This window comes from Acrocarpospora macrocephala (genome assembly GCF_009687865.1).
GTDB classification, from domain to species: domain Bacteria; phylum Actinomycetota; class Actinomycetes; order Streptosporangiales; family Streptosporangiaceae; genus Acrocarpospora; species Acrocarpospora macrocephala.
Genome location: NZ_BLAE01000034.1, coordinates 1 through 13,988 on the forward strand (window position 1 = coordinate 1; position 13,988 = coordinate 13,988).

The window sequence follows — 13,988 nt, forward strand, 5'->3', positions numbered from 1 at the left end:
GGTCTTGGGTGTGACCCCGGCCGGGACCTCCTCCTCCAGGTCGTAGGCCTCCCACGGGGCCAGAACCGACCCGGCCCAATCGCAGGCGTGCAGATACCAGCAGACCAGACGCACCAGCGCCTCATCCGCCCGCGTAGCGGATCGCTGGGCCCGCACGTACGCGTGGGCACGCAACGGCTCATCGATCTGGTACCGGCCGGGCACCACCCGCGTGACCAGACCCACCCCATCGAACGCCTCCAACAGGCCCAAGACCGGCCCCACCCGCCTGCCATCCAGCGCGGCAGCCGACTCCACCGAGAAATCAGCCCCGGGATGCAACCCCAGCAGCCCGAACAGCCGCGCGGCATCATCAGGCAGCGCTACGAACCCTTCCTCTCGTTCAGAGCGCGTCTGGACGTCCATTGATCTCCCTACCCCTCGGTGTGACTGATCCGGAGGAAACTGCCAGGAACGTGCATGACAAGGAGAGGCCGCAGCGGCAGCCAGGAAAGGAGCGAAAGGAACACCTTCTCGTGCCGCCGCGCCGGGAATCCTCCGCTTCCACGACCACGAGGGATTGATCGGGAACAAACACCTGCGGCGCGTCGTCGTGCGGGGGGCATGCCACGACACTAAGGATCGGGCAGTCTCAGCCTCAACGATATTTCTCTAGATTTCTTCTTGATCGACAAGAGCTTGTTCGATCAACGCCCGAGCAGCCGCGCCATGCACTGCCAGTGCGAGCAGGCGATCAAAAGCCTTCTCGTACACCGCTACTTCGTGCTGTTGCCTCAGCGTTAACTCGGCCGTGTACGTGGCGACCGTAACCGAGTCGCTGTCGTAGATTGTGAAGGCGTTGTTCCTCGGTACCGTGTACGGCGCTGTCATCGGAACGACGCCGAGGCTGATGCGCTGCGAGCGAGCCATTTGTATGAGATGCCGCAACTGCTCGGCCATGGTCGTCGCGCCACCCACGTTCGTGAACAGGGCACTCTGACCCAGTAGGAAGAGGAAACGCCGCCGTTTATGGCCGAGTGCTTCCTGAGCGTCCAGGCGGGCCTGGACACCTTCCTCCAAATCGTTAGGGATGCCGTGGAAGTCGATGACCGTTGATAGGATTCCACGAGCATACGCGGCCGTTTGGAGCAGGCCCGGAACTACAACTGGCTCCCATGCCCGGATAAGGCTGGCTCTCTCGTACGCTGCGAGGTTGGCCTGCTGGCGGCGCTTCGTCCCCGTCTGTAGTGATCGACGCCAGTCCATGTATTGAGCGTTAAGAAAGCGCACGGCGGCGATCAGATCCGCAATTTCACTTGGGACTCGGCAGGCCAGGCACCAATCGCGGACATCGGCTTCAGTCGGTGCCTGTCTGCCCAGCTCTAGCTTCGACACCTTCGACGAGGGCCATTCGCAAGCAGCCGCAAGTTCGCGGCCCGTCAGTCCCGCGTCGCGTCTGAGATCGCGCAGGCGGACGCCGAGCGCCTCAACGGCCTGCTGCCCGAGAAGATGCCGACTCACGAAACGAGCTTGGATGCAAATTCTGCGAGGGGCAGGGCTCGCTTCCAGGCGAGGTCTTGCCATGAGCGGTGCCGGGCGATGATCTCAGGATCTGTGACGAGTTCGGCGCCGGTGAAGGTGTCGTCGCTGTCTTTGAAATGTAGCCAGACCAGGCGAGAGTCGTCCAGCAGCCATGCATCATACGGCCGCAGCCCGAGACTCTTGGCCAGGTCTCGGCGCAGGTAGCGAATGTCCTCGCCCGCCTCAACGCTAAGTCGGCCGACCTCGATGCTGTACCGCGTGTAGTCCGACGCCGGCACGGATACGATGCGGACGCGCTGCCATGCCTTCCCCGCCGCAGTGTCCTGGCTGACCTTCTGCATCCATGACTGATGCCAGGCATAGTCGTCTGACTCGCCAGCCAGCCACTTCCGGTATGGCTCCGCACCCACGGTGCTGTTGTAACGGTCACGCAGTTCGAACCTGAAGGCGCTGACGGAGAAGCTGGCGAGCAGATCACCAAGCTCAGCCTCGGTCAGGAGCATTGATCATCCTCGTGGGAAGAACGACAGGAGGTCCCTCGGGATCTCGACAAGAACTTCATCGGGAGCCAGATTAACCGCTTCGCCCAAGGCGGTGGGATCAGTCACGATCTTTCCCTGGACGGCGATCGTGCCTCGGTCGGTCTCGTAGACCGCGGGACATGTGCCCTGCTCGCTATTACTTCCCAGGAACCGAAGGCGCATGTTGTGCTCCTTGATCAAGTTTCTTGAAGTTTCGCGATTCGGGCTCATCGTCTGCCGTGAGCGGTGTTGTGTCAAGGAGGTTCTCTGCGAAGTGCTGGAGCCGACATTTCTGTGGGTTTTGATCATGGCTCGTAAATTTGTGCCGCAGGTCAGGGCCATGGCGAAGGGCTGCTGCAATAGTTCGAATGGTGGCAAAGAAGCGTCAGGGTGGATGCTTACGATGGCTGCATGACGGACATCCTTGCGCAGATCAGGGCGACGCCCTGGCTCGCTGAACTGCTGGCACGTTTCGAATTTGACCTGACCCGCGACGATCCGGTCGAGCAGGTGCACCTGGCCAGTGGTGAAGCGCTGACGCCGATCGCGGGGGACGGTGCTGGTGGGACCTTTCTGCTGACGCTCTCGGGAGCGGTTGTGTACGCGGGTTCGGAGGGGGAGGGTGGCCTGATCGCGTTTGATTTGCGTGATGCCTTGGCGTTGGTGGTCGGGTTGCCGAGCTTGCACGACGCGCTTGCGCGGCCCTTGGGCGATGAGTTGCGCGGGTGGCTTGCGAAGATCGATGAGGGTACCCGTCGGGATGACGCCTTTCGCGGGCCCGACTGGCTGGGTTTGGACGAGGCGCGGGCTCGTCTGCGGGAGGCGCTGGGCCTGCCGTTGGCAGACGGCCTGCTCGCTGGGCTGCATGCGGCGGCGGCCGATGACGCCTACCGGCCAATCAGCGAGGATGGACCATACGAGCCAATGTTGCGATCTTGAAAGGTCCTTCCAGACGATCGCCCTCGACCCCGGAGTTCGCGACCAACCAGTGGGTGTGGTCGCGAAACTGGCCCGCCCTCCGTCACGGCGGCTTCTCTAGTGCGGGCCGATGGTGATGGATCCGAACACGTCTCCTGCTTGGATGACGGTTCCCTGGATTCTGGCGTCGCCGCTGATGGTGTTGGCGATGTCGTGACTTTGTCCGATGGTCTCGGCGGTCTGGGCTGCCCATGTGGTGAGCGCCTCGCCGAAGTCCGCGTCGGTGCGAGCCCATTCGACCAGGAGCCCGGAGATGTCCGGCGCGGTTTCCGAACTAGCGCTCTCCGGACTGGCGGCCTCCACTGCGGCCAGTTCGCGGGAGTGGTCGCCGTACCTGCGGCGCACGAGCGAGGCGAGCGAGGTCCACGCGTTCTTGCCGACCTCGCCCGCGACGCCACCGGCCACCGCGGAGATGAGTGCGGCGATGAGGGTCGGGTCCATGGCGCTGCCCCCTAGGTCCGGCGTCCCTCGGCAATTACCGCCAGCGGTGCAGGGGTTTGTCAACCGATCCACGGAAATGGTGAGGTGCTATGACCGTTTCCTCCTGCGGGCGTACACGATCAAAGTGATGATCAAGGCTGCCTCGGCGGTAAGGATCGCCGCCGCCGGGACCGGCCCGAGCCAGCCGCTCAACCGGGTGAACCAGAGTGTGAAAATCGTCCCGATCAGGGCTGCGGCGAAGAGCGCGGAACCTACCCCGTACGCGACGTACGTCCACAGGTCTCGCCGCCTATACCCCTGCACCTCGGCCATATGGCGGCGCAGCAGATGCCCCCAGAACTTGTACGTCTCCACGCGCAGGTCGGCCAGTCCCAGCGCGTGGGTGAGCATGTAGTAGCCGTCCAGCCGGAGGAACGGGATGAAGTTCACCAGCGAGGCGAGGGAGGTGAACAGCACCATCGAGCCGGCGAATGCCTTCATCGTGCTCCCGTCGGCGGTCACCAGCCACAGCCCGGCGAACAGCACCGAGAGGGTGAGGCTGGCGAACACCCCGGCGAACGCGGTGTAGACCCGGTGCCGGGGGGCCGCGAACAGCATCACGTCATCGGTCCGGCAGTACGGGGCCAGCAGCGGGAACCGCCACATCACCCCGATCTCCGGCACGCTGCCGCCGTACCGCTTGCAGGTCAGCCCGTGCGCGAACTCGTGCACGCCGTGGATCACCCAGGAGGTGGTGATCACCAGCGCGAGGTACAGCGGCGCGCCCCGGTGCAGCCGCATCTGCCCCCAGATCTCGCTCCACTCGCTGATCACCAGCGCCCACACGCCGCAGGTGGCGATCAGCACCGGCACCACGAACCTGGGCGAGAACAGCAGCCCGGCCCGGGGCGCGAGCAGCCCGAGCAGGCGATCCGGGTTCACCAGCGGGATGCGCTTCAGCAGCAGCGTGCTGCGGGACCGCTTGGTCTCCGCCGCCGCGGCCGCCCGCAGCCGCTCCAACTCGGCTAAGTCGGCATCCGCGCTCTCACCGAGCAGCCGGCGCCGGTGCAGCAGCCCGAAGATCTGCTCCCAGCTCTGCGGGCCGAGCCGCTTGCCGAAGGCCGCGACGTACTCCGCGTTGATGTCGTCGAGGCTGTGCTCGCCGTCCATCCGGGACAGCACGAAGTGCTCGCGCGGCCCCAGCTTGTAGTACCACCCGGTGGCGTGGTCCTTGACGTGGTAGACGGCGGTGTCCCCGGCCCGCAGCCCGGGCCCGAATACCACGTCCTCGCGGATCCGGGGCCGGGCCGACAAGTCGATGCTCACGCCGCGCTCCCGCCGGCCTCGAGCGCGTTCAGCGTCCGGGCGCCCAGGTAGGACAGGTAGACCTCATCCAGGATGCTGGCGCCGAGCCGGTTGTTGGTCATGTGCACGAACGAGCCCAGCAGGGCGCGCAGCGCCGCGTCGGGGTCCACGACCATACGGTCCGGCCCGCCGCCGAAGGGCAGCCCGTCCGCGGCCAGCTTCCGCACCCGGTCGCGCAGCTCCTGGCAGTGCGTGATCCACTCGCGTTCGAACGGGGTAACCCCCATGCCGTCCGGGTCCCGCACGGCGGCGATGATCCGGCTGAGCCGGTCGGCCAGCACCGGCGCCATCCGGCCGTAACTGCTCTTGTAGCGCCGCTGCCAATCCTCCATCCCATCGACGTACTGGGACTCCCAGCGGCTCCGGTACCGCTCCAGGAAGAGGGCGACCTCGTCGGGCCGTTCCAGGAACACCAGGCACATGGCCATGGAGAGCTGGAACGACAGCCCCATCAGCACCGACCTGACGTGCACGTTCGCGGTGGCCAGCAGGTGCAGCACCGTGTCGCTGGACTTCTCGAAGTGCCACTCGGCCAGCTCGATGCCGTCCGGGCCGCCGTACCGGTGGTATTCGGGCTCGTAGTCGATGTAGTGGCGGGAGTTGTTGGGCCGGTGGGGCATCCCGTCGTTGCCGTAGGTGTCGTCCCAGCCCTCCTCGCCGTACTCCGCGACGTACATCCGCTGGTAGAAGTCGCCCATGTCCTCGCCGTCGAGTTCGTACAGCGCCGGGCGGCGGGCCAGGAAGGCGTCCACCTCGGGTTCCACCTCGGCGCGTACCGCCTCGGCGGGCACCCCGGGGGCCGGTCGCAGCCGCAGCCGCACGTGCGGGCCCTCCAGCCAGTACTTGATGAAGAAGTAGCGCTGGATCAGCTGCTTGTCCCGCAGCCGCTGGATGAGCGGCGCCACGCACTCCACCAGCATCGGGTCGGAGTTGCTGCTGTAGAAGATGTGCAGGGAGATCCACTTCGGGTCGCGGTTCACCGGTTCCTCCTCACCCCGGCGAGCTCCATGGTGAGCTCGCTGACGTAGCGGGCGGCGCCGTCGCGGGCCACCAGCTGGTTCTCGTCGGGCAACATCTCGGTCATGATCAGGCGCTGGTCGGCCTGCCGGATCACCGAGTCCAGCAGGGACAGCGAGAAGTGGCTCTCGAAGTCGGTGTAGAGCGGCTTGTAGTCGCCGAACCGCCGCCTGGTCGCGGGCTGGCCCGCGTCCACATCGGCGTCCGCGGCGTCGCTGGTAGGCATCCCGCCGTACGGGTTGACGAACACCCGGGACGGCACGCCGTTGTCCCGCTGCCAGCGCCGCCAGGCCAGGAACCACTCGTGGTCGGGCTGGCGGGGCTCGCGCAGCGGCAGGTACGACGGGTGCATCTTCCACATCCGGCGCTGCACTACCACGTTGCCGTAGCGGATCCGCGGATATCCGGCGATGGTCCGGTCCGGCACCGGCACCTGGGTGCCGATCCACAGGTCGAGCATCGCCATTCCGGTGTAGGACAGGTTCAGCAGCACCTGCTGCACCTCCGGCAGCGCCATCGGCATCAGGAACCCGAGATACACCGGGATGACCTCGACCCCGAGCCGCTTCGAGCGCAGCACCAGCCGGTCCTGCTCCCGGTCGTCGACCAGGAACAGGTCCTCCATCGGGATCTGCGCCTCCGGGTCGCGCCGGCTGCGGTCCCCCGGGCAGACCAGCTCGTACGGCAGCACCGCGGAATGCAGGTTGAGATTGCTCGCGGCGTAGCCGCCCTGCAGCTCGGCGAAGACGGCGCCCTTCGGCTGCAGTTCCAGCAGGGTACGCCGCAGGGTGCTGTCCAGCGATCCGTCGGTGAACAGGTGGGTGAACCGGGAGAACAGCAGGGTGAGGCCGCTGTAGACCCGGTTCAGCACGGCCAGCGGGACCTCGCCGGGGCCCCGGTCGGCCAGTTGCAGGAAGAACGACCAGGGTTCCAGCAGGCTGGGCGTGGCGGGGGTCCGGGCGCCGGCCTCGCGGAGCAGGCCGGCCGGCAGCTCCAGCTCCTCCGCGCCGGGCGGCAGCGCCGCGTGCAGGTCGCTGACGCCCTCGGCCAGGTACCGCTTGGCGTCGTCGAGCGCGTCGATCTCCGGCATCCGGAGCGGGTTGCGCTGGCGGCGCAGCCGGTCGCTGCCCGCGGGTCCGCGCCAGCGCATCAGCCCCTTGCTGTAGCTGTCGAAGAAGTCCCGCTGGAACTCGTGGGCGAAGGTGAGGAAGTCGTCGTGGCGGGCGCCGGTGCCGTACCGGGCGCGGAAGAAGCCCTTGGTGACCAGCCGGCGCGGCAGCATCATGTTGAACAGCGGGAACACCTGGGCCAGGTCCTCCAGGTCCGGCTGCAGCCGGTCGCGCCAGACGTCCCGGTCGGCGACGGCCTGCCCGCGGTCCAGGGTGGCGTCCTCGTACACCAGAGTGCGCGGCACCTGCGGCGGTGCCGGCGCGATCCGCTGCTGCGCGTCCTGCAGCCCGTCGCGGATCTCGTCCAGCGCCGCCCGCCGTCCGGCCAGGCCCCGGCTCGGGTACGACCTGATGGTGGCGGCGACCCCGTCCAGCCGTTCGGCCAGCTCGCTCGCCCACGGCCGGTCCAGCGCGGCCATGCCGGCCCGGTAGCTGGCGAACGGGTCCGGGTCGTGGATGTCGATCTGCAGGTTGGGCACCACCAGCAGCCCGACCCTGATCAGGTGCCGCAGGAACCGCTCCACCTCGTCGCGCGGGCGTTCCGGACCGGTGGCGACGCGATCGGCGACCTCGCCGAGCCGGCGCGGCGGGCCGTCGCCGACCAGGTCCAGCACCTCGGCGAGGAGCTGCCCGCTGGGCAGGTAGAACAGCGACTCGCGCACGGTGTCCATCGCCATCGGCGCGTCCTCGTCGTCGTTCCGCCCGGCCAGCGCGCGCCGCCGCAGGTAGCGGATCCGCTCGCCGGACACCTCCCAGCCGGCGGTCGCCAGCACCGGCAGGTCCGCGGACATGGCCTGGTCGGCGAGGAGTAGCGTGGAGAGCTGCGACAGGATGCCGATGTTGAGCCGGACCTTGCTGCGCTGGTTCCCGCCGCCGAGGTCGAGCCGCAGCGCCTGGCCTGCCCCGGGCTCTATCCGGCCCAGGGTCACCGTGGTCAGGGTGCTGAACGGGCTGGTCTTGGCCGAGGCCCGATACAGGTACTCCAGCAGGGACCGCTCGATCCGGCGGGCCCGCTTGCCGAGCGGCCCGGGGGTGGCGTTGAGGTAGGTCGGCAGGTAGCGGTCGAGCGAAGGGGAGGAGAGCAGGATGCCGGCCCGCAGGGTCGGGTCCACCGCCAGCGCGCGGAGCACCTCGCGGCCTTCGGCGACCTCCGCTCCGGCCAGGGCGGCACCGGCCTCCTGCAAGGCGGCGTACCTGTTCCTGGCCGCGCACCAGGCGTCGATCTCCTGCCGGGTGGGCGGGTCCAGCGTGGCGGCGACCCGGTCCCGGGCCGTGGCGTCGGGGACACGCAGGTTGAACACGTCCCGCCGGATGTTGACCAGGTCGCGGCGGAGCGCCTGGTTCTCCCGGTGGCGGGCGACGGCGTGCCCGAGCGTGTCGGAGATGCGCTCGGCCCGCAGCCGCAGGTCCCGCTCGGCGTCCAGGATCTCCTCGGCCCACGCGCAGGCCCGCGGCGACCGGAGCGAGACGGCCGCGTCGAACGGCAGTCCCCCGACGCGGAGCAGGAAGGCCGGCGGCTGGTGCCAGTCGACGACGGGCTCGGTACGTTTCGACTCGGTGATCGTCATGCGTCCGCTCCTAGAGCCGGTAATCCAGCTCGGCGGAGGCGGTACGCCCGCGGCCGAGCAGCAGGAAGAGGAAGGTGCGCTCGTCGGTGCCGTCCAGGTGGAAGACGCCGTTGTAGGTGACGTTGTCGAGCCCGAGCACGGCGCCGCAGCTCACCCCGGCCGCGGTGGCCGCCAGGTAGCCGGCCTGCGCCAGCCCGCCGACCTCGGCGTTGAGTATCCGGTAGCCGCGCTTGCCGAACGCCGCCAGCGCGGGATCCAGCCGGGCGGTGATGGCCACCACCGCGCCCACCCGGTCCAGGTTGTAGTTGGTGAGGAAGTAGCTGCCTTGCAGGAAGCTCGGCATGTGCTCGCGCACGTCCGGGTCGATCTCGACCGGGTCGAGGGCGTGGCGCTCGGGCAGGTAGACGTATCCGCCCGTGGGCACCCCGGCCACCCGGTGGACCATGACGAACAGGCGGGTCAGCGGGCCGGGATCGGCGGCGGGGTGGATGTCGGCGCGGTAGTGCCGGGCCGCGGTGGCCATGCGCAGCACGCCGCCCAGCTCGGCGGCGGTCAGCGGCGGGGCCGCGGCGAAGCCGCCGAAGGCGGACCGCCGCTTGGCCAGCGCCTCGCCGAGGTCCATCCCCAGCTCCACCGGCGGCGGCAGCGGGACCTCCTGCGGCCGCGCGGCAGGCGGGGCGGCGGGTGGCGCGGCGGACCTGGCCACCTCGGGATCCGGCCGGGCCTCCCCGGCGTCCACCAGGGCGGCCAGGTGCACCTTCTCCACCGTGGGGAAGCTGATCACGGTCCGGGACCGCTCGAACGCGGGCTTCGTCACCCTGGGGGCGGCGTCGTTCAGGACACGATCCGGACCGGGGCCGGCCCACGGCAGCGGGACCACGGCGAGCACGCTCTCGCCCAGCGTGTCCAGGCCGAGCAGGTCGTTCAGCGCGCGGTCGGCGAACCACATGACGCGCCGCAGCGGCATCCGCAGCGCCCGCGCGATCAGCTCCCAGGAGGTCAGCAGGGCGCCCACGTCCTGGGTGACGACGTGGTAGGCGAAGCTGTTGTACTTGAAGGCGTTCTTCCAGAACTTCACCGAGATCAGCAGGAACTGGTCGGTCTCGCAGGCGCTGGGATGGTGCCCGGTCGCCGCCCGGACGCGCTCGGTCAGGTCGCCGACGAGCAGCCGCTCCAGGGCGTGGCTGCCGGTGACGTAGTGGTAGACACCGGGCAGCAGCGGGCCGGTGGCGCCGGACACCCAGTAGATCTCCAGCGGGTAGAGCCCGCCGCCGGACGCGGTGCCGCGACCCCAGACCGCGTGGTCGTAGCCCACCCGGGCCAGCGTGTCCTGGTTCCAGTTCGGTTCCAGGCGCCGGCACAGCGTGCTGTACGACATCCGCAGCAGGGTGGCGAGCGAGGTGAACGACCAGGGGCCCTCGGTGTCCGGCAGGGTGGCGGTCGCGGCGAGCGGCCGCAGCGGCGGGTGATCGTGCGGCAGCGGCATGGTGATCACGTCGCCGTACGTTTTGATCTTCGAGGGTCCGTCGTCCCAGTCCGGCTGGAAGTTGAAGGGTTCCATCGGCTCGCGGCCACGGCGGAACACGGCTTCGGCGTAGTCGCGGATCAGCGCGATGTCACTGTTGACCATCGGTCCACCCCTTTGGGGAAACTCTTTAGGGAAATGGGTGCGGGCACAGGTGGCGCCCGGTGGCGCCGAGCTGGTCGGGGCCGTTCTGGCCGCGCGCCACGAAGGCGTCAAGCCGCGGGTGGTGCAGCACGCGCTGGCGGGCCCAGCCGAAGTCGATGGGCACCAGGCCTGGTGTGATCACGCAGGCCGTGCGCAGGCCGAGGGCGGCCTGTTCGGGGGAGGTCTGCTCGACCACGATGACGTCGCTGCCGATGCCGGCGATCAGGTCCACCAGGTAGCGGACGTCGTCGCTGAGGTTGTCGGTCAGGGGTCGCTGCCGGGTCCAGTCCGCGTGCAGCTCGTCGAGCGAGCGCATCGGCGCGTCCTTCAGGAAGAAGTCACTCTTGTCGGCCATCTCCGGCAGGCCGTAGAGCAGGGAGTGGTGGGTGAGCTCGGTCACCTTCCAGTAGTCGGCGGCCATCTCCCGCGCTTCGTCCAGCTTCTGCTCGACCCGCGTGGGGAAGCTCGGCACGTACGAGGCGGTCTCGCACACGGCGGCGCGCACCGCGTCCAGCGGGTCGAGGCTGGCGCCCGCGGCCAGGCAGATGGTGCCCAGACCGCCGTCCCTGCGGACCGCGACCGCGGTGATCGCGGGCACCGGCAGGTCCACCCGGGTGTCGAACAGCCGCAGGTCGTAGCCCTGCAGCCCGACCCGGTCGATCATCAGCTGGACGGTCAGGTTGGCGCAGCTGGCCGGGTCTATCTCGGCCATCCTGGCCTTGCCGAACCAGGACAGCAGGAAGGCGTCGCGTTCGATCAGTTCGAGCAGGCCGTACAGGATGGCCTCTTCGAGGCAGGCGCCGCTGGCGCATCCGTTGGAGCACTCCTGGACGAACAGCCGCTCGTCCGCGCGCTGGTCGAGGTAGTAGACGAGCTGCTCGGGGACGAGCACTTCGCGCTTGTCCCGCAGCGAGTAGCCCCAGACCCAGTGCATCGGCAGGTCGGGGGAGAACTGCTCGTAGACGGTATTGCCCTGGTACATATCGGCGTGGTAGCCGAGGCCGCTCGGGTCGAGCGCGTCGGGCGCGAGGTTGGCGTAGGTGTCGTAGACGGTGACGGCTTTGCCCCGGGCCATGACTCCCGCGTGCCGTTCCAGGCCTTCGAGTACGGCGTACCGCTCGCTGGCCCCGTAGCTCGACGCGTGGCCGCTCCAGTAGCCTTCGTGCAGCCGCCACCTGCTACGGATCTTGAAGGCGCCGGTCACGGGGGCGGTGGCCGTGCCGTAGAAGTCCCGGAACGCGATCCCGCCCAGCATTCCGCACACCGGGTTGACCAGCGCGTCTATCGGCAGGTCCAGGTCGCTCGCGGACCGCAGCCGGACCGCGGCGGGATCCGGCTTGATCCTCGGGGGCAGCTCGACGGTGGCGGACTCGGGCAGGTCGGGCGCGGGAGTGCCGCAGGCGGGACACATCGAGTCCGGCAGCAGGGCGGCCCGGGTGATTTCGAGGCTGTCCAGCCGCACCTGGTACACGTGCGGGGTCCGCTCGCCCGCGGCGACCGAGGCGACCAGGTCACAGATCAGATCGGCCGCGAACGGGGTGAGCTGCGGCAGCGGGCCGGTCACGTACGCCTCGCCGCCGTCCTCAAGGCCGCCGCGTTCTGGGATCGGGCGCAGCTCCTGCCAGCGCCTTTCCACGCACCGCGGGCAGGGCGAGGCGGCGCCGTCGGTGCCGCAGAGCGGCCCCACCATCGCCTTGCCGGTGCCTAGCCAGACGGGTATCACCGGGCCGTCGGCTGGTTCGGCCCGCTCACCCGGCCCGAGTGCGTTCCGCAGTCCCAGGACGCCCAGGTGTACGGCGGGCGCTGACGGAGGTCGGGCGCGCAGCCGATCGGCAAGGCGGGTCAGGCTCGAGTCGAGCGGGGTTGAAGTCTTTCTCACGACTACGTTCATCGCTCACGCTTTCTAGCCGGATGCCTGATCTGGTCGTCTCACTGGTGGTCGTTGGGGTTCCGGTCAGTTGCAGCTCGTACAGCTGGTGCTGCTGGTGCTGGTGCTGGTGCTGGTCCAGCAGCTGCCCGACGTGCTGCAGAAGGTGCTGGGCGTGCCGTCTACGAGCCCGGCCCGCAGCTGGTGACGATGCTGCAGCTGCTGCTGGTGCTGCACCAGGTCGGAACGCTGCAGCTGAATGACGAATCGACCGGCATCTCGGCGCTGGCGAACGCGGAGTCCAGGTCCGCGATCTCCGCGATCTCGAACGTCTCGATCTCCAGCGCGGCCAGCTCGATCCTTGGGTTGATCATGTTTCCCTCCTCTCGATCAGCTGGTGCTGCTGCAGCTGGTGCTGGTGCTGGTCCAGTGGGTGCAGCCCGTACTGCACATGCAGCTGCAGGGAGCCGCGTCGAATACCGGCACTTCGGCGCTGGCGAACGCGGAGTCCACGTCCGCGATCTCCGCGATCTCGAAGGTCTCGCTCTCCAGCGCGGCCAGTTCGGCCGACATCTTGATCATCTGTCCTCCTCTCTGTCTTCGCCGTCGGCTGCCGGCTCGCCGACGAGCCCCGCCCCTTACGACGCCAAGCCGGTGCTGAGGGGGGAGGCGCAAAAGCACGTGGTCGCCGTGGCGCCGTCGAACGGGAGTTCGGCGCTGGCGAGCATGGAGTCCGTGTCCGCGACCTCCGTGATCTCGAACGTCTCGGTCTCCAGCGCGGCCAGTTCGGCCGACATCTTGATCATTTGGGTGTCCTCTCGACTCCTGGGATTACGAGCAGCTGGTGCTGGTGCTGGTCCAGCAGCTGCACGAGGTGCTGCAGTAGGTGCAGCTGCTGTAGCCGGGATCGATTGGCATTTCGACGCTGGCCAGCGTGGAGTCCATGTCCGCGATCACTTCGATCTCGAAGGTCTCGGTCTCCAGCGCGGCCAGCTCGGCCTTTGTCCTGTTCATGAGCAGCTCGTTGTGGCGGCGCACGCGTCGCACATCGTGGAGCACAGGATCGGGACTCCACATGCGGTGGAGCCGTCGACCGGCATTTCGGCGCTGGCGTACGCGAAGTCCAGGTCCGCGATCTCCTCGATCTCGAACGTCTCGATGTCCAGCGCGGCTAGCTCGTTCTTCTTGGTGATCATTGCTCACTTCCTTCCGCTGAGTGGTCTCAGGGGAGGTGGACATCCGCCGATGGGAACCTCGGCGGATGTCCACCGATGGTTAGGCGCAACTCCGGGGATGCGCTGGTCGTGCCTGTTCCGGAGCTGGTCATTCCGCACAGCTGGTAGTGCTGCAACTGCAACTGCAGCAGCTGGACGTGCTGCTGCTGCAGCAGCTTGAGCAGCTGCAGCTGGAGCTCGTCGCACCCGAGAATTCGCCGCCGTCCCCGATGGGGACTTCCGCGCTGGCGTACGCCGCGGCGAGATCGGCGACCTCCTCGACCTCGAAGGTTGCCGTCTCCAGAGCGGCGATCTCCTGTCTCATCAGAGCGATACTCAAAGTAGTTTCACCTCCGTTCACTTCTCGGATCGGACCCGGCGGGCGATCTCCGCCGGATGTAATCGGGGGGATCAGCTGGTGTCGCCGCGACTAGTAGCAGCTGCTGGCGCTGCAGCTGCTGCTGCTGCAACTGGTGTCGCTGCAGCTGCAACTGCAGCAACTTGAGGTGCTGCAGCTGCAGCAGCTGGATGTGCTGCAGCCGCCGTCCGCCGGTACCTCTGCGACGCTGGCGAACGCGGAGCCCAGGTCCGCGATCTCCTCGATCTCGAAGGTCCCGAGATCCAGGACCGCGAACTCACGAGCGAGTTCCTGCATGGCTGGCTTCCTCTCCGGGACGTG

Annotated in this window: 15 protein-coding genes and 1 pseudogene; 1 reads left to right on the forward strand and 15 read right to left on the reverse strand. The window is 68.3% G+C overall.

What is annotated here, in order from left to right:
- The 3 genes and pseudogenes from Amac_RS27515 to Amac_RS27525 form a co-directional block, all read right to left on the reverse strand.
- A pseudogene (locus Amac_RS27515) lies at positions 1–405 on the reverse strand (hypothetical protein); the annotation flags it as partial.
- 246 nt (positions 406–651) lie between these two features.
- Entirely contained in the window at positions 652–1,500 is an 849-nt protein-coding gene (locus tag Amac_RS27520) for a helix-turn-helix domain-containing protein (RefSeq protein ID WP_170322677.1), read from the reverse strand.
- Positions 1,497–2,024, reverse strand: coding sequence for a DUF6879 family protein (locus Amac_RS27525; protein WP_155357318.1), 528 nt, complete (start codon positions 2,022–2,024; stop codon positions 1,497–1,499). Before Amac_RS27525 ends, Amac_RS27520 begins: the two co-directional genes overlap by 4 nt.
- 429 nt (positions 2,025–2,453) lie before the next feature.
- Between Amac_RS27525 and Amac_RS27530 the strand changes: the two genes are divergently transcribed.
- Entirely contained in the window at positions 2,454–2,981 is a 528-nt protein-coding gene (locus tag Amac_RS27530; RefSeq protein WP_155357319.1) for a hypothetical protein, read from the forward strand.
- Positions 2,982–3,077: 96 nt separating this feature from the next.
- Here the strand turns inward: Amac_RS27530 and Amac_RS27535 are convergent, their stop codons facing one another.
- The 12 genes from Amac_RS27535 to Amac_RS58065 form a co-directional block, all read right to left on the reverse strand.
- Positions 3,078–3,461: a hypothetical protein gene (locus Amac_RS27535; protein ID WP_155357320.1), complete on the reverse strand. Its 384-nt coding sequence runs from the start codon at positions 3,459–3,461 to the stop codon at positions 3,078–3,080.
- 87 nt (positions 3,462–3,548) lie between these two features.
- Entirely contained in the window at positions 3,549–4,766 is a 1,218-nt protein-coding gene (locus Amac_RS27540) for a M50 family metallopeptidase (protein ID WP_155357321.1), read from the reverse strand.
- Complete coding sequence (locus Amac_RS27545) at positions 4,763–5,785, reverse strand: thiopeptide-type bacteriocin biosynthesis protein (protein ID WP_218041309.1); 1,023 nt, start codon at positions 5,783–5,785, stop codon at positions 4,763–4,765. The genes Amac_RS27540 and Amac_RS27545 overlap by 4 nt, the downstream gene beginning before the upstream one ends.
- Positions 5,782–8,559: a lantibiotic dehydratase gene (locus Amac_RS27550; protein ID WP_155357322.1), complete on the reverse strand. Its 2,778-nt coding sequence runs from the start codon at positions 8,557–8,559 to the stop codon at positions 5,782–5,784. The genes Amac_RS27545 and Amac_RS27550 overlap by 4 nt, the downstream gene beginning before the upstream one ends.
- Before the next feature lie 10 nt (positions 8,560–8,569).
- Positions 8,570–10,189, reverse strand: a complete 1,620-nt coding sequence (locus Amac_RS27555; RefSeq protein WP_155357323.1) for a SagB family peptide dehydrogenase — start codon at positions 10,187–10,189, stop codon at positions 8,570–8,572.
- Between the two features lie 25 nt (positions 10,190–10,214).
- Positions 10,215–12,107: a TOMM precursor leader peptide-binding protein gene (locus Amac_RS27560; protein WP_170322678.1), complete on the reverse strand. Its 1,893-nt coding sequence runs from the start codon at positions 12,105–12,107 to the stop codon at positions 10,215–10,217.
- A 170-nt stretch (positions 12,108–12,277) separates the two neighbouring features.
- Complete coding sequence (locus tag Amac_RS27565; protein WP_155357325.1) at positions 12,278–12,469, reverse strand: hypothetical protein; 192 nt, start codon at positions 12,467–12,469, stop codon at positions 12,278–12,280.
- A gap of 16 nt (positions 12,470–12,485) precedes the next feature.
- Positions 12,486–12,677 (reverse strand): hypothetical protein, encoded by a 192-nt coding sequence (locus Amac_RS27570; RefSeq protein WP_155357326.1) that lies wholly within the window; start codon positions 12,675–12,677, stop codon positions 12,486–12,488.
- A 56-nt stretch (positions 12,678–12,733) separates the two neighbouring features.
- Positions 12,734–12,901, reverse strand: a complete 168-nt coding sequence (locus Amac_RS27575) for a hypothetical protein (RefSeq protein WP_155357327.1) — start codon at positions 12,899–12,901, stop codon at positions 12,734–12,736.
- Between the two features lie 25 nt (positions 12,902–12,926).
- Entirely contained in the window at positions 12,927–13,109 is a 183-nt protein-coding gene (locus tag Amac_RS27580) for a hypothetical protein (RefSeq protein WP_155357328.1), read from the reverse strand.
- A complete protein-coding gene (locus Amac_RS27585) occupies positions 13,106–13,291 on the reverse strand; it encodes a hypothetical protein (protein ID WP_155357329.1) in 186 nt (61 codons plus the stop codon). The genes Amac_RS27580 and Amac_RS27585 overlap by 4 nt, the downstream gene beginning before the upstream one ends.
- Before the next feature lie 448 nt (positions 13,292–13,739).
- On the reverse strand, positions 13,740–13,964 hold the full coding sequence (locus tag Amac_RS58065) for a hypothetical protein (RefSeq protein WP_155357330.1): 225 nt from the start codon (positions 13,962–13,964) through the stop codon (positions 13,740–13,742).
- Positions 13,965–13,988 lie beyond the last annotated feature (24 nt).

Excerpts from the sequence above, each read along its gene's own strand:
- Amac_RS27525 (WP_155357318.1), bottom strand. The coding sequence starts at position 2,024 with ATGCTCCTGACCGAGGCTGAGCTTGGTGATCTGCTCGCCAGCTTCTCC.
- Amac_RS27530 (WP_155357319.1), top strand. The coding sequence starts at position 2,454 with ATGACGGACATCCTTGCGCAGATCAGGGCGACGCCCTGGCTCGCTGAA.
- Amac_RS27535 (WP_155357320.1), bottom strand. The coding sequence starts at position 3,461 with ATGGACCCGACCCTCATCGCCGCACTCATCTCCGCGGTGGCCGGTGGC.
- Amac_RS27550 (WP_155357322.1), bottom strand. The coding sequence starts at position 8,559 with ATGACGATCACCGAGTCGAAACGTACCGAGCCCGTCGTCGACTGGCAC.
- Amac_RS27555 (WP_155357323.1), bottom strand. The coding sequence starts at position 10,189 with ATGGTCAACAGTGACATCGCGCTGATCCGCGACTACGCCGAAGCCGTG.
- Amac_RS27565 (WP_155357325.1), bottom strand. The coding sequence starts at position 12,469 with ATGATCAACCCAAGGATCGAGCTGGCCGCGCTGGAGATCGAGACGTTC.
- Amac_RS27570 (WP_155357326.1), bottom strand. The coding sequence starts at position 12,677 with ATGATCAAGATGTCGGCCGAACTGGCCGCGCTGGAGAGCGAGACCTTC.
- Amac_RS27575 (WP_155357327.1), bottom strand. The coding sequence starts at position 12,901 with ATGATCAAGATGTCGGCCGAACTGGCCGCGCTGGAGACCGAGACGTTC.
- Amac_RS27580 (WP_155357328.1), bottom strand. The coding sequence starts at position 13,109 with ATGAACAGGACAAAGGCCGAGCTGGCCGCGCTGGAGACCGAGACCTTC.
- Amac_RS27585 (WP_155357329.1), bottom strand. The coding sequence starts at position 13,291 with ATGATCACCAAGAAGAACGAGCTAGCCGCGCTGGACATCGAGACGTTC.
- Amac_RS58065 (WP_155357330.1), bottom strand. The coding sequence starts at position 13,964 with ATGCAGGAACTCGCTCGTGAGTTCGCGGTCCTGGATCTCGGGACCTTC.